The organism is Pectobacterium wasabiae CFBP 3304 (assembly GCF_001742185.1).
In the GTDB taxonomy this organism is placed as follows: domain Bacteria; phylum Pseudomonadota; class Gammaproteobacteria; order Enterobacterales; family Enterobacteriaceae; genus Pectobacterium; species Pectobacterium wasabiae.
This window is the reverse complement of sequence record NZ_CP015750.1, coordinates 2,743,398-2,760,568: the sequence shown is the minus strand read 5'-3', so window position 1 is coordinate 2,760,568 and position 17,171 is coordinate 2,743,398. Positions and strand designations below refer to the sequence as shown.

16 protein-coding genes are annotated in these 17,171 nt (G+C 49.8%); 9 read left to right on the top strand and 7 right to left on the bottom strand.

The annotated features are described in order from the left end of the window. Positions 1-7 precede the first annotated feature (7 nt). The 4 genes from A7983_RS12495 to A7983_RS12480 form a co-directional block, all read right to left on the bottom strand. On the bottom strand, positions 8-1,552 hold the full coding sequence (locus tag A7983_RS12495; RefSeq protein ID WP_005971951.1) for an MFS transporter: 1,545 nt from the start codon (positions 1,550-1,552) through the stop codon (positions 8-10). An 82-nt stretch (positions 1,553-1,634) separates the two neighbouring features. After that, positions 1,635-2,645, bottom strand: coding sequence for a Zn-dependent oxidoreductase (locus tag A7983_RS12490; protein ID WP_005971949.1), 1,011 nt, complete (start codon positions 2,643-2,645; stop codon positions 1,635-1,637). Between the two features lie 14 nt (positions 2,646-2,659). After that, positions 2,660-3,874: a D-mannonate dehydratase ManD gene (manD, locus tag A7983_RS12485; protein WP_005971947.1), complete on the bottom strand. Its 1,215-nt coding sequence runs from the start codon at positions 3,872-3,874 to the stop codon at positions 2,660-2,662. A gap of 169 nt (positions 3,875-4,043) precedes the next feature. Then, complete coding sequence (locus tag A7983_RS12480; protein WP_005971946.1) at positions 4,044-4,943, bottom strand: LysR family transcriptional regulator; 900 nt, start codon at positions 4,941-4,943, stop codon at positions 4,044-4,046. Positions 4,944-5,219: 276 nt separating this feature from the next. On the opposite strand from A7983_RS12480, the gene A7983_RS12475 reads away from it, so the two are divergent. The 6 genes from A7983_RS12475 (at position 5,220) to A7983_RS12450 (ending at position 11,834) form a co-directional block, all read left to right on the top strand. Further along, positions 5,220-6,185, top strand: a complete 966-nt coding sequence (locus tag A7983_RS12475) for an alpha/beta hydrolase (RefSeq protein WP_005971943.1) — start codon at positions 5,220-5,222, stop codon at positions 6,183-6,185. 634 nt (positions 6,186-6,819) lie between these two features. After that, positions 6,820-7,518 (top strand): 4Fe-4S dicluster domain-containing protein, encoded by a 699-nt coding sequence (locus tag A7983_RS12470; RefSeq protein WP_005971941.1) that lies wholly within the window; start codon positions 6,820-6,822, stop codon positions 7,516-7,518. Continuing rightward, positions 7,511-8,473 carry a cytochrome c nitrite reductase subunit NrfD gene (gene nrfD, locus A7983_RS12465; RefSeq protein WP_005971938.1) on the top strand — a complete coding sequence of 321 codons (963 nt, stop codon included), beginning with the start codon at positions 7,511-7,513 and terminating at the stop codon, positions 8,471-8,473. The genes A7983_RS12470 and nrfD overlap by 8 nt, the downstream gene beginning before the upstream one ends. Next, positions 8,474-9,850: an MFS transporter gene (locus A7983_RS12460; RefSeq protein ID WP_005971936.1), complete on the top strand. Its 1,377-nt coding sequence runs from the start codon at positions 8,474-8,476 to the stop codon at positions 9,848-9,850. 65 nt (positions 9,851-9,915) lie between these two features. Continuing rightward, entirely contained in the window at positions 9,916-10,263 is a 348-nt protein-coding gene (locus A7983_RS12455) for an FMN-binding protein (protein WP_039477956.1), read from the top strand. 41 nt (positions 10,264-10,304) lie between these two features. Then, the gene (locus tag A7983_RS12450; RefSeq protein WP_005971932.1) at positions 10,305-11,834 is read left to right on the top strand and encodes an FAD-dependent oxidoreductase; all 1,530 of its coding nucleotides are present in this window, start codon (positions 10,305-10,307) and stop codon (positions 11,832-11,834) included. Between the two features lie 214 nt (positions 11,835-12,048). Here A7983_RS12450 and alkB read toward each other — a convergent pair whose 3' ends face one another. Continuing rightward, complete coding sequence (gene alkB, locus A7983_RS12445) at positions 12,049-12,705, bottom strand: DNA oxidative demethylase AlkB (RefSeq protein WP_005971930.1); 657 nt, start codon at positions 12,703-12,705, stop codon at positions 12,049-12,051. Then, complete coding sequence (ada, locus tag A7983_RS12440) at positions 12,702-13,814, bottom strand: bifunctional DNA-binding transcriptional regulator/O6-methylguanine-DNA methyltransferase Ada (protein ID WP_005971928.1); 1,113 nt, start codon at positions 13,812-13,814, stop codon at positions 12,702-12,704. Before ada ends, alkB begins: the two co-directional genes overlap by 4 nt. 275 nt (positions 13,815-14,089) lie before the next feature. Here ada and A7983_RS12435 point away from each other — a divergent pair, with 275 nt between their 5' ends. Continuing rightward, positions 14,090-14,869 carry an L-threonylcarbamoyladenylate synthase gene (locus tag A7983_RS12435; RefSeq protein ID WP_005971925.1) on the top strand — a complete coding sequence of 260 codons (780 nt, stop codon included), beginning with the start codon at positions 14,090-14,092 and terminating at the stop codon, positions 14,867-14,869. 113 nt (positions 14,870-14,982) lie between these two features. Beyond that, positions 14,983-15,645 carry a DNA-3-methyladenine glycosylase family protein gene (locus tag A7983_RS12430; RefSeq protein ID WP_005971923.1) on the top strand — a complete coding sequence of 221 codons (663 nt, stop codon included), beginning with the start codon at positions 14,983-14,985 and terminating at the stop codon, positions 15,643-15,645. 9 nt (positions 15,646-15,654) lie between these two features. Here the strand turns inward: A7983_RS12430 and A7983_RS12425 are convergent, their stop codons facing one another. Further along, on the bottom strand, positions 15,655-16,125 hold the full coding sequence (locus A7983_RS12425; RefSeq protein WP_005971921.1) for a multidrug/biocide efflux PACE transporter: 471 nt from the start codon (positions 16,123-16,125) through the stop codon (positions 15,655-15,657). A 146-nt stretch (positions 16,126-16,271) separates the two neighbouring features. On the opposite strand from A7983_RS12425, the gene A7983_RS12420 reads away from it, so the two are divergent. Then, complete coding sequence (locus A7983_RS12420; protein WP_005971919.1) at positions 16,272-17,150, top strand: LysR family transcriptional regulator; 879 nt, start codon at positions 16,272-16,274, stop codon at positions 17,148-17,150. The last annotated feature ends 21 nt before the right edge of the window (positions 17,151-17,171 follow it).

The window sequence follows — 17,171 nt, the reverse complement described above, 5'->3', positions numbered from 1 at the left end:
TTATTCCTCATTTATTCCCAGCTTGCAAAACAGTCGTTTTATTTACACTTTCAGTTGCAGAGATAATGTTATTATTACCCCACGTTTTCTCATATTCCCAACCAGTGAGTTTCTCAACAACCGCTTTGGCCTCACCAGTAACTTCTGATTTTTTACCACCGCTTTTTAGCCTTTCAATTTCTTTAACTAATATAGTGTGATTAGTTCGCGTTAAAGAAAATTTCAATGAGCTATATATACCAAACAGCAAAAATATGAGAGAGCCAAAGCCAAATATGACTACGATACCATGAACGGCTTCTTCCGGTTGGGTAGCGCTTTTAGCAATGAATCCGTAATGCTGTAAGACAAGACCGACGATGAATAAGGCAACAGCCTGGACTGCCTTCCTGACAAATGTCATCACACCAGCAAAAATACCTTCTCGACGTTCACCAGTCAGCGCCTCATCAATATCTGGGATAAAGCTGTAAATATTCCAGCACACATAATAACTGCCAGATCGTCCGATCCCCATTAATAAAGCGGCAACATAAACAAGATAAATAGTCCCCGGTAATTCAAAAGTATGTATAGCGATAAACAGACCTACGCTCGATAGCATAAATACTTGCGCGAAACGATAAGAGAAACCATTACCAAACTTAATACAGAGCGAGATAAAAAGAGCAACGCAAAGGAATTGAACAATGGTCATCAATGTCAATGCATTTGACGCACTCACTGCACTTTGCCCCAGAACAAATATGATATAATAAGCAAGCACCGCACCTAATATATCCAATGCAACATAAGCCCCCAGATACATCCCGACATGCTGGCGGAATGTTCTCACTTTAAAAGTCGATACCAGTGATTTGAAGAGTTGCTTCATGTCATGGCTAAAGGACTTTTTCGGCTCATTAGGATCAAATGCAATTGGGCGTTCCCATGTAAACAAATACAGTACGACGATCACCATGGCAAACAAGCTGCCGAAGATCACCCCCATATAGAGGAATGAAGAAGATGAATCGTCTCCCAAGAATGAAATAATTCTTCCGGGTAACCAGGCAGCCAGTATTCCCGCACCTGTAGAGAAGAACATCCTTACGCCCGTTAATTTCGAACGGACTTTAAAGTCATTAGTCATTTCAGCCGCAAGCGTTTCATAAGGCACAATGACTAAGGTATAGGCGGCATAGAACAAAATATAGGTGGAAAGATAATATCCAAATCCCATGCCATCGATCCACATAATGACATAAGTAATGAATACAAGCGGCGCACCAAGCAGGAAAAAGAATCCCCGCCGCCCAAAACGCTGGCCTAAACTAGTGCGATAAAAGTTATCTGTCACATATCCCATCAGTGGGTCAAAGAAGGCATCAAGCAATCTTGCAATAGCAATAACCGCACCGGCTTCCGCAGGACTTAATCCGGCATACGTGGTATAAAAAAACATAAGCCAGAGACCGAGAACCGCAAAACTTCCCCCGCCAAAAAAATCGCCACCACCATAAGCCAGCATATTTTTAGGTGTCAATGGCCTTTCTTTCATCTTGTTAATCATAAAAGGACCTCATGATATTATTTTTTTATTTTTAGGGTAACAAAGGTTTAGTTTTTAATGCGGGAACCAACCCGCATTAACGTCATTGAATAGCTAAAATCACTTTGCAGCAATTGCGTTGATCGTGTTCAAAAACACGTAGAGACTCTTCAATATCTTCCAATGAAAAATAATGTGTCACCAATTTTTCAGCATCAACCAATCCTTTATTCATCCAGTCAATCACCAGAGGAAAACGATGACTATTTAATCGTGAAGTAAATAAAGAAAGTTCTTTGCTCGTCAAACTTTGCTGAGTAATTTCGCTAACTGCACCGGAGAAACCAAGTAATCCAATACGTGCCGCAGGTGAGGCCAATGCAGCCGCTTCAGCTAAAATAGAAGGATGGCATGCAGCGTCAATAATCAACGTAGGTTTAATATCACCTAATAACTCAGAAAGTGGCTTATCACTATTATTTAATACAATATCAGCACCATTTTCTTTCGCCATATCCAAACGTTCAGGTAATCGATCCGCAACAATAACCTGTCGAACGTTATAGACGCCTTTTAATACCTGAACAGCAGTTAACCCCATCGGCCCTGCGCCGTATATCAGCGCAATATCATTTGATACTGGCTTAAGGAACGCACAAATATTTGCCGCAATAGTGAAAGGTTCAACCAAACTCGCTAATTTATCCGGTATGGAATCGGGGATGCGGTACGCATTCTTCGCTGGCACGGCAGCGTACTCGCTGAACCCGCCATCACGATGCACACCCAGCACCACTAGCGAGGTACAGACATTCGGCTTACCAATTGAACACGGGTAACAGTGGCCGCAGCTCACCACCGGATCAACCGAGACTCGCTCACCCAGTCGTGCTGCATCCACCCCCTCGCCCACTTCATCAATCACGCCGAAAAACTCATGCCCGATGACACGTGGGTATTTAGCAAAGGGGTTATGCCCATGCAAAATATGCACGTCCGAGCCACAAATACTGGCATAACGAACCTTCACCCGAACTTCGCCTGCCGCCGGTTGCGGAATCGGGCGTTCCTCAATCACCAGCTCATTTGGCTGCTGTATCACAATGCTTTTCATGTTTTGGCCTCTTATTACCAATTCCACAACGTACCGTCTTCCAGACGGGCAACCGGCAAATAAGCGGGGTCATAGGGATATTTGGCCGCCAGCTTTTCATCGAACTCAATGCCTAACCCTGGCTTTTCACCTGGGTGCATATAGCCGTTATCGAATGTCCAGTTATGTGGGAACACTTCCAGCATTTGCTCCGAGTAGCCCATGTATTCCTGCACGCCGAAGTTTGGCACCCAGAGGTCAAAATGCAGCGCCGCCGCCATGCAGACAGGCGACAGATCCGACGGCCCGTGTGAACCGGTACGTACCTGATAGAGCGAGGCAAAGTCGGCAATACGACGCATACCGGTAATCCCGCCCGCGTGGGTAATCGTGGTGCGGATGTAGTCGATGAGCTGCTCTTCAATCAGTTGTTTGCAATCCCAAATGCTGTTAAAGACTTCGCCGACGGCAATCGGCGTGACGGTGTGCTGACGGATTAACCGGAAGCACTCTTGATTTTCCGCCGGCGTCGGGTCTTCCATCCAGAAGAGACGATAATCTTCAACGCTTTTGCCGAAGCGCGCCGCTTCAATCGGCGTCAGGCGATGGTGCATGTCGTGCAACAAATGTTCGTTGAAACCAAACTTATCGCGCACCGCTTCAAACAGCTTCGGCGTGAAATCGAGGTATTTTTCAGTGGACCACAACTGCTCTTCCGGCCAGTTGCCTTTCGTCGCAGGCTCATAGGCCAGCCCTTTGCCTTTCGCCATACCATAGGTGGTTTTCATGCCCGGCACGCCGCACTGCACACGAATTGCCTTGAAACCCTGATCGCGATGCTTGGCGTAGTCATCCAACACTTCATCAATCGAGTGGCCTGTCGTGTGGCAATACACCATGACGCCTGTGCGCGATGCGCCGCCCAGCAGTTGATAAAGCGGCATGTTGGCGGCTTTAGCCTTGATGTCCCACAGCGCCATATCGACCGCCGAGATCGCGGACATGGTAACGGGCCCACGACGCCAGTACGCGCCTTTGTAGAAATACTGCCAAATGTCTTCAATCTGGTGTGCGTCACGGCCGATAAGCTGCGGACACACATGATCTTTGAGGTAAGAGGCAACCGGCAACTCACGCCCATTGAGCGTCGCATCACCAAGGCCAGTTAATCCACTATCTGTCGTAATCTTCAGGGTGACGAAGTTCCGCCCTGGGCAGGTGACAAACACTTCAGCGCTGACAATCTTCACGTTACTTATCCTTCTGTGCATGTAGTCATTCGTTTATGCTGACTACCATACAAGTATATTAATGGTGATAATTTGAATTGCCTCACATTTATTCACATTTGCAAAATGTATCTAAAACCCGTGAGTGGTGGGAAAAAGGGCTTGAATGAATCGAGGGGGAGTAAACGCGCTACCGATCAGGCTCGCGGTAATCTTGCAGAAAATCCAGAAACAGGCGCACCATGGGAATATTCACGCTTCGCTTCAGGTAGCTAATCGCGAAGGTTCTTTTCAACTGTTCTTCTAGCGGGATCACGGCGACGTCGTAAGCGGTTAGGCTTTTGGCGACGGACGAACAGAGGAAGACCACGCCGGACAGGTTCATCACCAGATCCATAATAATGTCCATGTTGCTGCATTCGCGGAAATAACTGGGGTTGATACCCTGTCTGGTGAAAGACGCAGAAACAGCAGCATGCTCCCCCGTTCCTTTCTGCGGCACGATCAGCTTTTCTTTTACCAGTTGCGGCAGACTTAGCGTGCTATTCGATGCCAGAGGATGGGACGTCGCCATCACCGCCACCATGTCATCAATCTGGCAAATGGTGTGATGAAACAAAGGATCGTTCAGGTATTCATCAAAAGGCGTCGAAAAAGACAGGTGGATATCGCTATTGCGCACCCTTTCCAGTAAATCGGTGCTTACGCCGTCAATGAAAGAGATATCGATATTGGGGTAGGCTTTCTGAAACAGGTTAAACACATTGTAGTGCGCCAGACGATTAAAAATCGGGATCACACCAACCAGTAACGCACCATCCGAGCTTTCTTCATAGCTGCTGACAAACTGCTCCAGCTCATAGTGTTCTTTAATCATCCCCTGAATTTTGTCAGCAAAGATCTTCCCAAATGGTGTCAGAGAAAACTGTCGGGTGGTTCTGTTGATCAGTTTTCTTTCCGTTTCACTCTCCAGGCGTGCGATCTCCTGTGACAAAAAAGCCTGAGAAATATTCAGCGCCTTCGCCGCTTTAGTGAAACTCCCGACCCGGATGAGTTCCTGATAATAAATCACACGCTTTATGCTGAACATTGTTTTATATTACGCATCAACTGCCTCATTTATAACTAACCACAATAATAATTATATAGCTTTGTAAATAATCAAATGTGATTAGAACCACATTTAATTAATGAGAAATAACGTTAATAGTAGATATAGTCAACTTATTATCAATGAGGGAATAATTTATTCACTTAAGACGACAACTCATAATATTAAAGATTTTTTAATATTATTTTTACAAATATGACATTACCGCTCAAAAACCGAAAAAATTTACATCCCCCTAACAAAAGGACTTAAGATATGGATTATTCGAAAGCAAAAAAAATAGGATTGGCAACCTTGGCAATGATGAGCGCGACAGCAATCAATGCGGCACAGAATCAACATGACATCACCGTAAAGCAGGAAACCACATCGGTGAAGTTAATCTCTGACGTCGTTTATTCTCAGGTATCAGTGCGGGGCTATCCGAATGTTGCATTAAAAATGGATATTCTCCAGCCTGAAGCGAAGACAGCACTTCCCGTCGTATTATTCATTACCGGCGGCGGCTTCGTTAACGCCAATAAAGATAATTACCTACAACAGCGCCTTAACATTGCCGAGGCGGGTTATGTGGTTGCCAGCATGGAATATCGTGTCGCCCCCACCGTACTTTTCCCCTCGCCGCTGGAAGATGTAAAATCCGCTATTCGTTATCTGCGGGCAAACGCGAAAAAGTTCGGTATTGACGGTCAACATGCTGCGGTTTTTGGCGCATCTGCGGGAGGATATCTGGCAGCATTTGCTGGGGCGACCAATAGCTCAAAAACCTACGATAAAGGCGATCATCTTGACCAAAGCAGTGATGTCCAGGCCGTGATCGATTTCTATGGCTTATCCGATCTGACGCTCGTTGGTGAAGGCTTCCCTGACGATGTCGTTCAGAAACACGCGTCGTCTTCCGCGACTGAAGCTATCTGGGTTAACGGCACGGCGGTGTTTAATGAAGGAGGCGCAATCACTCGTTATCCAGACAAAGCGGCAGCCGCAAACCCGATTAATTTTATCAGCAGCGCGACACCTCCATTTTTGATCATGCACGGCACGAACGATACCTCAGTTTCTCCACGCCAGACCGAACGACTGCATCAGGCTCTGACAGCGAAAAATATCGAATCGACCTATTACAGCGTTAACGGTGCAGAGCACGGTGGGCCACACTGGCTGCAACCGGAAATCATGCAGATTACCGTCCGTTTTCTTGATAAACACCTAAAACCCTAACACCAATCTGTATTCTTAATGATTCAGACTACATAAACGTTAGTGCTAAGTAAGCATTAACGTTTTTTATTTGTTACAAAAAAGGTCATCATCTATTTATCTCCCCTTACACTCCTCACATAAAAAACCAGTAATCTGACACACATCAATTATTCACTTTTATCTCGAGAATAAAAATAACAGCGTACGTCTATACCCTAAATAATTCGAGTTTCAGGAAGGCGGCAAGAGAAGGAATCCCGATGAGCTTACTCAGGTAAGTGATTCGGGTGAGTGAACGCGGCCAACGCACATGCAACTTGAAGTATGACGGGTATATATAATAGAAACACGATCTCTTAAATGAACGAGAAGAATAAATAAAATAAAAACCCACTTATAACAAATCCATATTTGTCATATACGATTCTACAAAAAAAACAAATGTGCACTTGGTCACATTTAGCCTTTTATTGCCATGTTCCAATAAAACCACAATAACGACATGGCCTATTTATTACTTTCATCGTAATGATTGACCACTGTTTTTCTATTAGCGTCAAAGTGCGAAATATTAGCGCTATTGCTGGATCAATAACATCCATGAAAAATTGGGTGCTCACGCAACTGTCACCTCAATGTGAAGATTTATAATATGGAAGAATTATCTCGCCGTCGTTTTATTGCCTATATGGGGAGTGCGATTGCCGTTAGTGGAAATATCGGTCTCGCCCAAGCGCAAAATGAGCCAGAAAAAACGCAGGGTAAATTAGCCGTTAAATATGGCTTATTACATAACGAAATGCGTTGTATTGGATGCAAAGCCTGTATCAAAGCCTGCAAAGAGACGAATAACGTCCCTGATGGCGTAACCCGGTTGGACATACTGCAAACCGTCGATATTCCCGCCGTCGAGAAAACGCGTGCCATCAAGCAATTTTTCCGCAAGTCCTGCCAGCACTGTGAGAATCCCCCCTGCGTTGCCGTCTGCCCAACGGGCGCATCCTTCAAAGATGCGCTCACTGGCATTGTCGACGTCAACGATAAACGCTGCGTGGGCTGCCGCTACTGTATTGCCGCGTGCCCTTATCATGTGCGTTTCATCAACCCCGTCACGAAAACGGCAGACAAATGCAACTTTTGTCGCGAATCCAATCTAGCCGCCGGGAAACAACCCGCTTGCGTCGAGATTTGTCCTACCAAAGCGTTGGTATTTGGCGACCTCAACGATCCTGAGAGCAACATTGCCAAGATGATCGAGAGCAACGCGACCTACCGTTCCAAGGTTTATCTGGGTACAGAGCCTCAACTCTATCGTATTCCTGGGAAACGAGGAGTCATCGACAATGCATAATGCCTTCACGTTCGACACGCTGGTGTGGGATTGGCCCGTCGCCGTTTATCTTCTTCTGGTCGGCATTTCGGCGGGGATGGTGTCGCTCTCAATGCTCCTCAGGCACTGCGTTCCCGCCGAATATAACGGCAGTAATCGCATGATAAAAGCCACCGCCATCGTGGCACCGCTTGCCGTGATCTTCGGGCTGGTGATTCTGATTTTTCATCTGACTAAACCGCTGACCTTTTGGTATTTGATGGTCTTTTACAATCCCACCTCCATCATGTCGCTTGGGGTGATGCTCTTTCAGGTGTATTTCGTTGTCATGCTGTTATGGCTCGCCACGCTTTATCATGACGTATGGTTGACTCATCTTGAAACCATTTGGCATCGGCCCGCACTGGCTACACGAGCACGTAAGTTAACGATGATTATCGTTAAAAATGCCGCGGTGATTGAAAACCTGCTGCTGGTACTGGCAGTCCTGCTCGGCTGTTATACCGGTTTCCTGCTGTCCGCACTGAAATCGTTCCCGCTGCTGAATAACCCCGTCCTGCCCGTCCTGTTTCTGGTATCCGGTACGACATCCGGTATTGCCGTCATGCTGCTGGCCAGCGCGTGGGGGCGTCATACCTCAGGGGATTCACGCTCCCTGCATTTCATCCATCGTGTGGAAACCCCTGTGGTGTATGCCGAGCTGTTCCTGCTGTTGGCATTTTTTGTCGGGCTGCTGCTTGGCGGCGGGCAAAAGGTTATCGCCGCTCAGACCGCGCTGTCAGGCTTCTGGGGCAGCGTATTCTGGATTGGCATTATCGGCATCGGCATTGTGATCCCTTCAATGATCAATCGGGTACGCAAACCTTCCGCCCATTCGGGCAAAGGGCAAGTGATTACCTTAGCCGTCATGAGCCTGTTCGGCGTGTTCCTGCTACGACTGTTCGTGCTTTATGCCGGACAAATGACGGTGGCCTAAATGAATACGTCATGGGTCTTATTCTGGATTGCCTCAACCACCTTTTTCATGCAATCCCTGGATACCACCATGGTGTATATCGCTATTCCAGCTATCGCACAGTCGCTGCACCAACCGGTACTGCATATGGAAACGATCGTGATTTCTTACATTGTCACGGTCGTCGCGTTTACGCCGGCCAATAGCTGGCTGGCGGAACGGCTGGGAGAAAGAAAAACCTACCAAATCGCGATTGCCATTTTCACGCTCGGTTCGCTACTGTGCATGACGGCCACCACGCTCGGCAGCTTAAGCGTGTACCGCTTTATTCAAGGCATTGGCGGTGCACTTATGTTACCCATCATCAGAACCGTGATATTGCGTACCACACCGCAGAGCCTGAAGTTACGCTTTCTTAATCGGGTGACCTTGTTGGGATTACTTGGCACCCTACTCGGCCCCGTGCTCGGTAATATTCTGGTTAGCTTTCTCTCCTGGCAGGCTATTTTCCTCGTCAATATTCCACTGGCTTTCGTCTGCTTTTTTCTGGCAAGCAAATATATTCCTGTTGCAACGATAAACGAGACGTCACGCACGGGTGCCTATGAAGTGGCCTTTCCCATTTTGATGTTATTTCTTATCGCTTTCATGCTAACCAGCGCCACGAAAAATATATTGCCAACGTTCGTCATGTTATTCCTATCTTGCAGCACCCTAGGATTAGTATTTCTTTACTACCGACAACATCTCATTGCAGAGACCGCATTATTTCCGCGTGCCCTGTTTGGCATCAGAACTTTTTCTGTCGGTATTATTGGCGGCATCGCGACGCGCACGCTACTGGCATCAACACCAGTCGTCCTTTCATTAACGCTACAAACGACGCTGGCCTGTCAACCCGCCGAAACCAGTCTGATTCTGCTGCTCTTTTCCAGTGGCGCACTGCTGTCAAAACTGCTGTTCGAGCCGCTGATCAAGCGTATCGGCTACCGGCGGCTGTTGATGCTGACGACCAGTGTAACATCGCTATGTGTGCTTGCTTTGAGTGTCGCCGTGCAAGAGAGATCGATGCACCTCATTGGCATTATCGCCATGCTATTAGGTGTGCTGATTTCGACCTTATATTCAGCCGAAAGTACGCTGGCCTTCAGTAATCTGAACGACAGCACCTACCATAGCGGTAATAACCTGTTAACCATTAGCCAATTACTTTCCGTCATGCTCAGCATGACGCTGACGTTTCCAATCTTACGCTTTCTCTCTCAGTTTGAAGTCTTCTTCAATCTTAACCCTTTCAGCCTGTTGTTTTTATTACTCGGCATTGGCTTACCGATGTGCTGCCTGATATTCAGGCCCCTCAATAACGACGACGGTTATCACTTTATTCATGGGAGATAGCTTTATTTATGAGAAATAACGTGGCTATTCACCGTATTTATTCAAAAACGCATGGAACTATTGATATGAAAATATGCTCAGGAATCTTTCCGCTTTGCTTGTTATTCGTAATCGGAACCGCCGTTGCACAAGAAGGGAATTTTAAAGCGGGCACTTATTCCGCCGCCAGACAAGGTATCGGCGGGGATGTCACCGTCACGCTCGACATCGATGCGCAAGGGAAAGTCCTCAAATCAACGATTGATGCCCCGGAAGAGACCTCCGAAGTCGGCGGGGAAGCAGCAATCGAACTCGCAAAAGCCATGACCGAAAAGCAAAGCATACAGGTTGATGGCGTGTCCGGTGCCACGATGACCAGTGGCGCGGTGCAAGAAGCGGCGGAAGACGCGTACTCGCAGGCTAAGGCGAATTAATCCCGTGTTGTAAGAATATTAATAACATTAAGGAAAACATCATGAAACGCTTCAGAAAAAGTGTACTCGCGACGCTCTGTCTCTCGATGATGAGCTGGTCTACCGCACAGGCGGCAGACACGGCAAAGCCAGAAATCCCGAAAAGTGCCGACATCGTTATTATCGGTGCAGGCGCGGCAGGCACCTCGGCAACCATGGCCTCCGCAGAAAAAGGGGCGAAAATCGTCTTACTGGAAAAACAGCCGATTGTCGGTGGCACAGGTAACTTTGCCGAAGGCATCTTCGCCGCCAACAGCAGCATGCAGAAACGTCAGGGGATTGTGGTGACGCCAGATATGGCCTTTAAGACCATCATGGAATACAGCCACTGGATGGCAAATCCCTTCGTGGTTCGCGCCTTCGTGAACCGCTCGGCGGACACCATTGAGTGGGTGAAATCGAAAGGCATCAAGTTTGAATACATCGGCCCCGGCGGCCCCGGCGGTATGTTGACCTGGCATGTCATTGACGGCCCCGGCCACGGACGCCACCTGATTAAGACATTCCACGAGCAGTTTAAAAGTATGGATGTCACCACGCTGGTGAAAACAGCGGGTAAAGATCTGGTCGTGAAAGACGGTAAAGTGACGGGCGTCATCGCACAAGATAGCGAAGGCAACACCTTCCAGATAGACGCCAAGGCCGTCATCATCGCAACCGGCGGCTATGCCAACAACAAAGAGATGCTGCAAAAATACGCCGCCTTCCCCGACACCATCATGGTCGGCAACGTCGGTAAAGACGGTGACGGGATCAATATGGCCTGGAAAGCCGGAGCAAAACCGGACGGCCTGGGTCTGCTGCAAGCCTATCGCCCCGGCCTGCCAGACTACGCCCCTAACTCCCACCTGCTGGCCGCCGCGCGCCAGCCCTATCTGTGGGTTGATCAACACGGCCGCCGCTTTACCGATGAATCTAATGTCATCATCTGGCCACACTCCGGCAACGCACTGTCAAAAGCGGGCGGCATCATGTACTCCATTTTTGACGAAGCATCCCGTAAGCACTATGTCGAAGATGGCATTGATGTACCGATTGGTGAATGGGTGATCGCCAATACCAAGCTGACAAAATTCGATAGCGAATTTACGAAGGAAAGTCAGAAAAATCGCGGCTTCGTCTTCAAATCCGCCACCGTTGACGGGCTGGCAAAAGAGATGGGCGTTGATGCCAGCGTGCTGAAGCATACGCTGGAAGAAAACAACAAGTTTGCGACACAAAAACGGGATGACGTGTTTAACAAAAACATGGATTACCTGCGTCCAATAAAAACCGGCCCGTTCTATGCGGTGAGAATGCAGCCCGCCGCACTGGGCACCTTGGGTGGCGTGAAGATCGACGAGAAAATGCAGGCGATAGATAAATCTGGTGAGGTTATTCCGGGCCTGTATGTCACAGGTAATGATGCCGCTGGCATGTATGGCGATACCTATGACCTGCTGTTAGGCGGCGGTACGTTTGGCTTTGCGCTCAACTCAGGTCGTATTGCGGCAGAAAGCGCCCTTGATTATATGAAGTTCAGCAAGAAATAAGCTCGACTCTAAACCTAATACCGACCGTTTAAGCATCGAGATACACGGGGCGACCACAGGGGTGAGGCGTCCCTACGGGAACCTCCCCCTGTGTTTCCCCTAACAACGGGCTTAAGTGACCAGTATTATGCCCTTAAGCCAGCCTGTATGCCGATGCGGGCTGGCTATTCACTCAAGCGCAAACAAAATTCACGGTAAGCAGCATCGCGCTCTCTTATCCGGCTTTACGAAACGTCAGATTAAAACGGCATTCATCAGGCATTCCTTCCGGTACGGAGCCACTTTTCAACGGCAAAATACCGTGAAAATAGAGCCGCGATTCGCCGCCCCAGACCACCACATCGCCGTGTGTCAGCGGAACACGTTGTGCTTTATCGCTACGCACCATTCCGCCAAACAGGAATGTCGCACTAAGACCCAGCGAAACAGACACGATAGGCTGGCGAAAATCCCGTTCGTTTTTATCCTGATGCAGAGACATACGCGTACCGACATCATAGCGGTTGATCAGGCAAGCATCCGGTTCAAAATCCGCAAAACCAGCGTCGCCCGCCGCCTGCTTCGCCAGTCGGGAAAAGGCCTCCGGCATGGCGGGCCACGCTTCTCCGCTTAGCGGATCGCGTGAGGTGTAACGATAACCCTGTTCATCCGTCACCCAGCCGAGCTGTCCGCAGTTGCTCATCGCAACCGACATCACAAAGCCGCCCGGTGTGATCATATTACGCAGCGGCGCGTGCGCAATGACGGTTTGCAGCGCCGCAAGCAATATTGGCGCATCGTCATAGGCGTGACCACGCAGGATGGCCGCGCCCGGTGCCAGCGTTTCCGTCCAGCGACGCGGCGCTTCATCGGCAAATAAATCAAAATTCACGGTGACGATTCCTCTGACTGATGCACAATCTGTTCTTTCCCTAGTTCCTTCTCCAACAGAGCACGCTTACGCTCAACACCCCAGCGATAGCCTGACAGCGCCCCATCATGCCGTACCACGCGATGGCAAGGGATCGCGACCGCCAACCGGTTCGCCGCACAGGCACCCGCGACAGCACGCACAGCCGCAGGCGCTCCCATTCGCTCAGCAACCTCACGATAACTCAGCGTTTCTCCTGCCGGAATTGCCCGCAGCGCCTGCCAGACACGCTGCTGGAATGCGGTGCCACGAATATCAAGCGGCAGCGTCAGCCCGATGGACGGATCGTCGACAAACCCAACGATCTGCGCCATCCGTTGTTCAAACGCCGCACCACCACCAATCAGGTGTGCGTTGGCAAACATCTCCTGAAGTGAATTGAGCAAAGATTCAGGATCGTCTCCCAGCAGGATCGCGCAGATCCCTCTCTCACTTTCCGCCACCAGCACCTCGCCAAGTGAGCTGCGACCAATGGCAAAGTGGATCGTCATCCCTTTCCCCCGGTTCTGAAACACCGTCGGCGTCATCCCTAAATGCGCACCCGATTCAGCATAAAAGCGCCCGCTGGCGTCATAACCGGCCGCGACAATCGCCGCGGTCACCTCATCGTTATCTGCCAATTGTTCACGTAACTGCCGGTGACGATGGGCGCTGGCATACTGTTTCGGCGTCAGACCCGTTGTGGTTTTGAACACGCGATGAAAATGGAAAGCGCTGATCCCTACCGCTTGAGCCAGCATCGCCAGCGTCAGCGGATGTTCCGACTGCTCAATCATCCGGCACGCGCGGGCAATCTGCTGCGCCTGCTGTTCCTGCCGCGACAGCGTTCCCAGGCGACATCGCTTACATGGGCGGAAACCCGCTGCCGACGCCTCATCAGCCGTCGTGAAAAACACCACATTTTCACGCCGAGGCTGGCGTGATGCACAAGACGGCGCACAGTAAATCCCCGTCGTCTTCACCGCATAGATAAAGCAGCCGTCAGCCGCCTTATTACGCGTAACCACTGCCTGCCAGCGCGAGTCGGCATCCTGAAATGGCGTATCATTAAGCATTATGTCGTTACGCATTTGTGCACCTCATTCCCATTCAGCATGGCTGCTCATCGTAATATTACTGAAAGTCACATTATGAGCTAAGGCTAAACTGAAGCAGCCCAATGCACACGTTCAGCTCTTGCTTTTTCATTCGAACCTTTCTCGTACAGGAGCGATGACTAACACACAGAAAACAGGCTCACATTGATATTTCCGTCGACATTTGTGGTTACTTTTCGAACAAATCTGTGATGTGAATAAATGGTACACGGTGGGACTCAGATTTTTTCTCTGCAACCGGGGGCCACATGAGTGGAAATAACGTTCACTGGAATGGCGGTTTACATGATGATGCAGTGCAGATTATGTCTCGCGGCGGGGGAATCATCGTTTCCCCCACCAAAGTCGGTTACATCATCATGGCTTCCGATAAGGTTGGGCTAGAGCGCAAGTTTGATGCCAAACAGCGTAGCAGGAACAAGCCGGGCGTCGTGCTGTGTGGCTCCCTCGCACAGTTGAAAGCGCTGGCGCAGTTGAATCCAGAAATCGAACGGTTGTATCAACGTCATTGGAATACCGATGTGCTGCTGGGCTGTATCCTTCCCTGGCACGATAGTGCATTAGCGCGTATCCCCAAAGACGGTTCGAAAGCGTTGATGATGGACGACCGCAAAACTAGCTGTTTCGTTATTAAATTCGGTAAGCCGAGTGAAATCCTTACGCAGGAGCTATGGGAAAGGTACGGTAAATTGACCTTTGCCAGTTCAGCCAATCCGTCAGGTAAAGGGAATCGAGGCGAAGTAGAGGGTATCGGCGAGCGTATTCATGCCTTCGCCGATCTGGTTATCGAAGCCGACGATTATGTGAAATCTATCCAGCCGAATAAATCTCATGACACGCGCTATGAGCAGGGAGTCATGGTGTCGATGGTGGATATGGACGGTCAGTTGATACCGGAACAGAAAGGAAGACGTAGCGTGTTTCCTTGCCCGGCGCTGATACGCAAGGGGCTGGATGTGGACAAGGTGATGTCGCTGCTGTCTGACACCTTCACCACCTGGGACTATCGGCACGGCGATTATTATTAATGTTCAACAGCGGCGTAGTCAGCCGCTGAAATATCCCTTCCCAGATAGCGCGCCGCGCGGCAATCTCCTATGCTCATTTCCTGTCCTTTGCGTTCTTATCACGGAAGCCGTTTATGCCATCCCACCCACCGCCGGATTTCATGCAGCACGCCAAAACACATCTCAGTGCCATCAATACACGCTGGGCCAGCGTGATCGAACAGATCGGTGACTGTCGTCATCAGACCGCGCCACACCGGGAACCCTATGAGGCGCTGATGCGTGCCGTCGCCTATCAGCAGCTAACAACCCGCGCCGGAGATGCGATGGTCGCAAAGCTCCTGCGGGTGCATGACGATGTTTTTCCCAACCCGGAGCAGGTGCTGGCCTGCTCCACCGACACGCTGCGGCAATGCGGTTTTTCCGCTCGCAAAGCGGATACGCTGCATGGTATCGCACAGGGCGTGCTGAGTGGATTGGTGCCCAGTCTCGAACAGGCAGCAGAGAGGGATGATGACACGCTCATTCAGCAACTCACGTCGCTAAAAGGGATCGGGCGCTGGACGGTGGAAATGTTTTTGATTTATTCGCTGGAACGTACCGATATCATGCCGCTCGATGATTTGGGAATTCGTCAGGGGTTACGCTACGTCTATGATTTACCGGATATGCCAAAACCGCGCGATTTGCAGGCGCTTAGCCTGTCCTGTCAGCCTTATCGCACGGTGGCATCATGGTATTTATGGCGTTCGCTTGAACTACCGGCGTATCAGAGTTTTAAACTGACACACCGGTAAAGCGTAGGGTTAACGCAGACGGGAGTTCGCCGACACCTGACGAACGTGGCGACGGCGGTTCATAATGCGTTCCCGCAACGTATCGTATATCCAGTTATACGCCACAGTGTAAGGCAGGAAGAACAGGAAGAAGCCGATCTCCACCATCAACGCCTGCCACAGCGTAATGTTCAGCATCCACGCCGCCAGCGGCAGACCAATCAGGATAAAGCCGCCTTCAAACCCCAGCGCATGCGCGATACGAATGGGTAGTCGGCGCTTAACGCGATCCGCAGGCCATAAGCGATCAAACACCGAGTTATAGATCATATTCCAGATCATCGCGACGCTGGAGAGCATAATCGCCAACGCGCCCATATCGAAAAGCGGTTTATTCAGTAGCCAGGCACCCGCCGGCGCACAGATCATTAACGCAATCAGCTCAAAGCCCACCGCATGGTACAGGCGTTCACGTAAGGTTTTGCTGGTCTTGTTCTGCATAGCACATTCACTTTTATTTATTACACGTTACTGGTCAGTTTTTGCCATGACCATGGATGGCATCGTATTACTGTCTTATTTTCATCGCATAAGATGGTAGAGTACAGTTAGATTCCATCGATAAAAGCGATAGGGTGTAAATAAAGATGCGATATTCACCAGAATCCTTGCTGGCTTTTATCACCGCCGTTGATGCAGGCTCGTTTTCTGCCGCCGCACGACGTCTACATAAAAGCCAGTCCACCATCAGCGCCGCTATAGCGAATTTGGAAACCGATCTGGGGCTGACGCTGTTTGATCGTAGCGGCCACCAACCGGTACTGACGCTGGCGGGCAGAAAAGTGCTTTCTCACGTACAGGCCATCTTATCCGCCAGTGAGGAACTGGATGAACTGGCGATCCGTTTGGCTGACCATATCGAACCCCGCCTGACGTTTGTGCTGTCCGATATCTGGCAGGCCACCCATTACGAACCTGTAATTCAGCGTTTTGCACACAACTTTCCCGACATTGAATTTGAATGTCTGGTTGCGGAAGGCGACGACGTCATCGATCTGCTGCAAATGGACCGCGCACATGTTGGGCTAGTACGAACCCAAACAGATTACCCGCCCGATATCGCCGCCGCGCGTTTACAGGTTAAGACTGAAATGGCTGTCTTCGTGTCAGCAGCCCACCCACTCGCTATCGAAAAAACCGTAACCCGTAGTCAACTGGCGACGATCCGCCAACTCTATCTCAATACCTATAAGCGCAGTGACCGACCACAGCCGGAGGGGATCGTCTGGTCGGCACCGTCCTACCTCATGCTGTTGGAAATGGCACAGCAGGGGCACGGCTGGAGCATTCTACCGCGCTGGCTGGTGGCACAATATGACCGACAAAAACTGGTAGAACTGCCCGTTGCAGGCTGGCCACAGTGGATCGACGTCGATGTCATTTGGTCCAAACCCCATCCTCCCGGCCCGGCAGGGCTATGGATGATCGACAATCTCCTTGCCCAACAAGAGAGTACGCCGTCATAACGCCGATAACGGTAATACTGG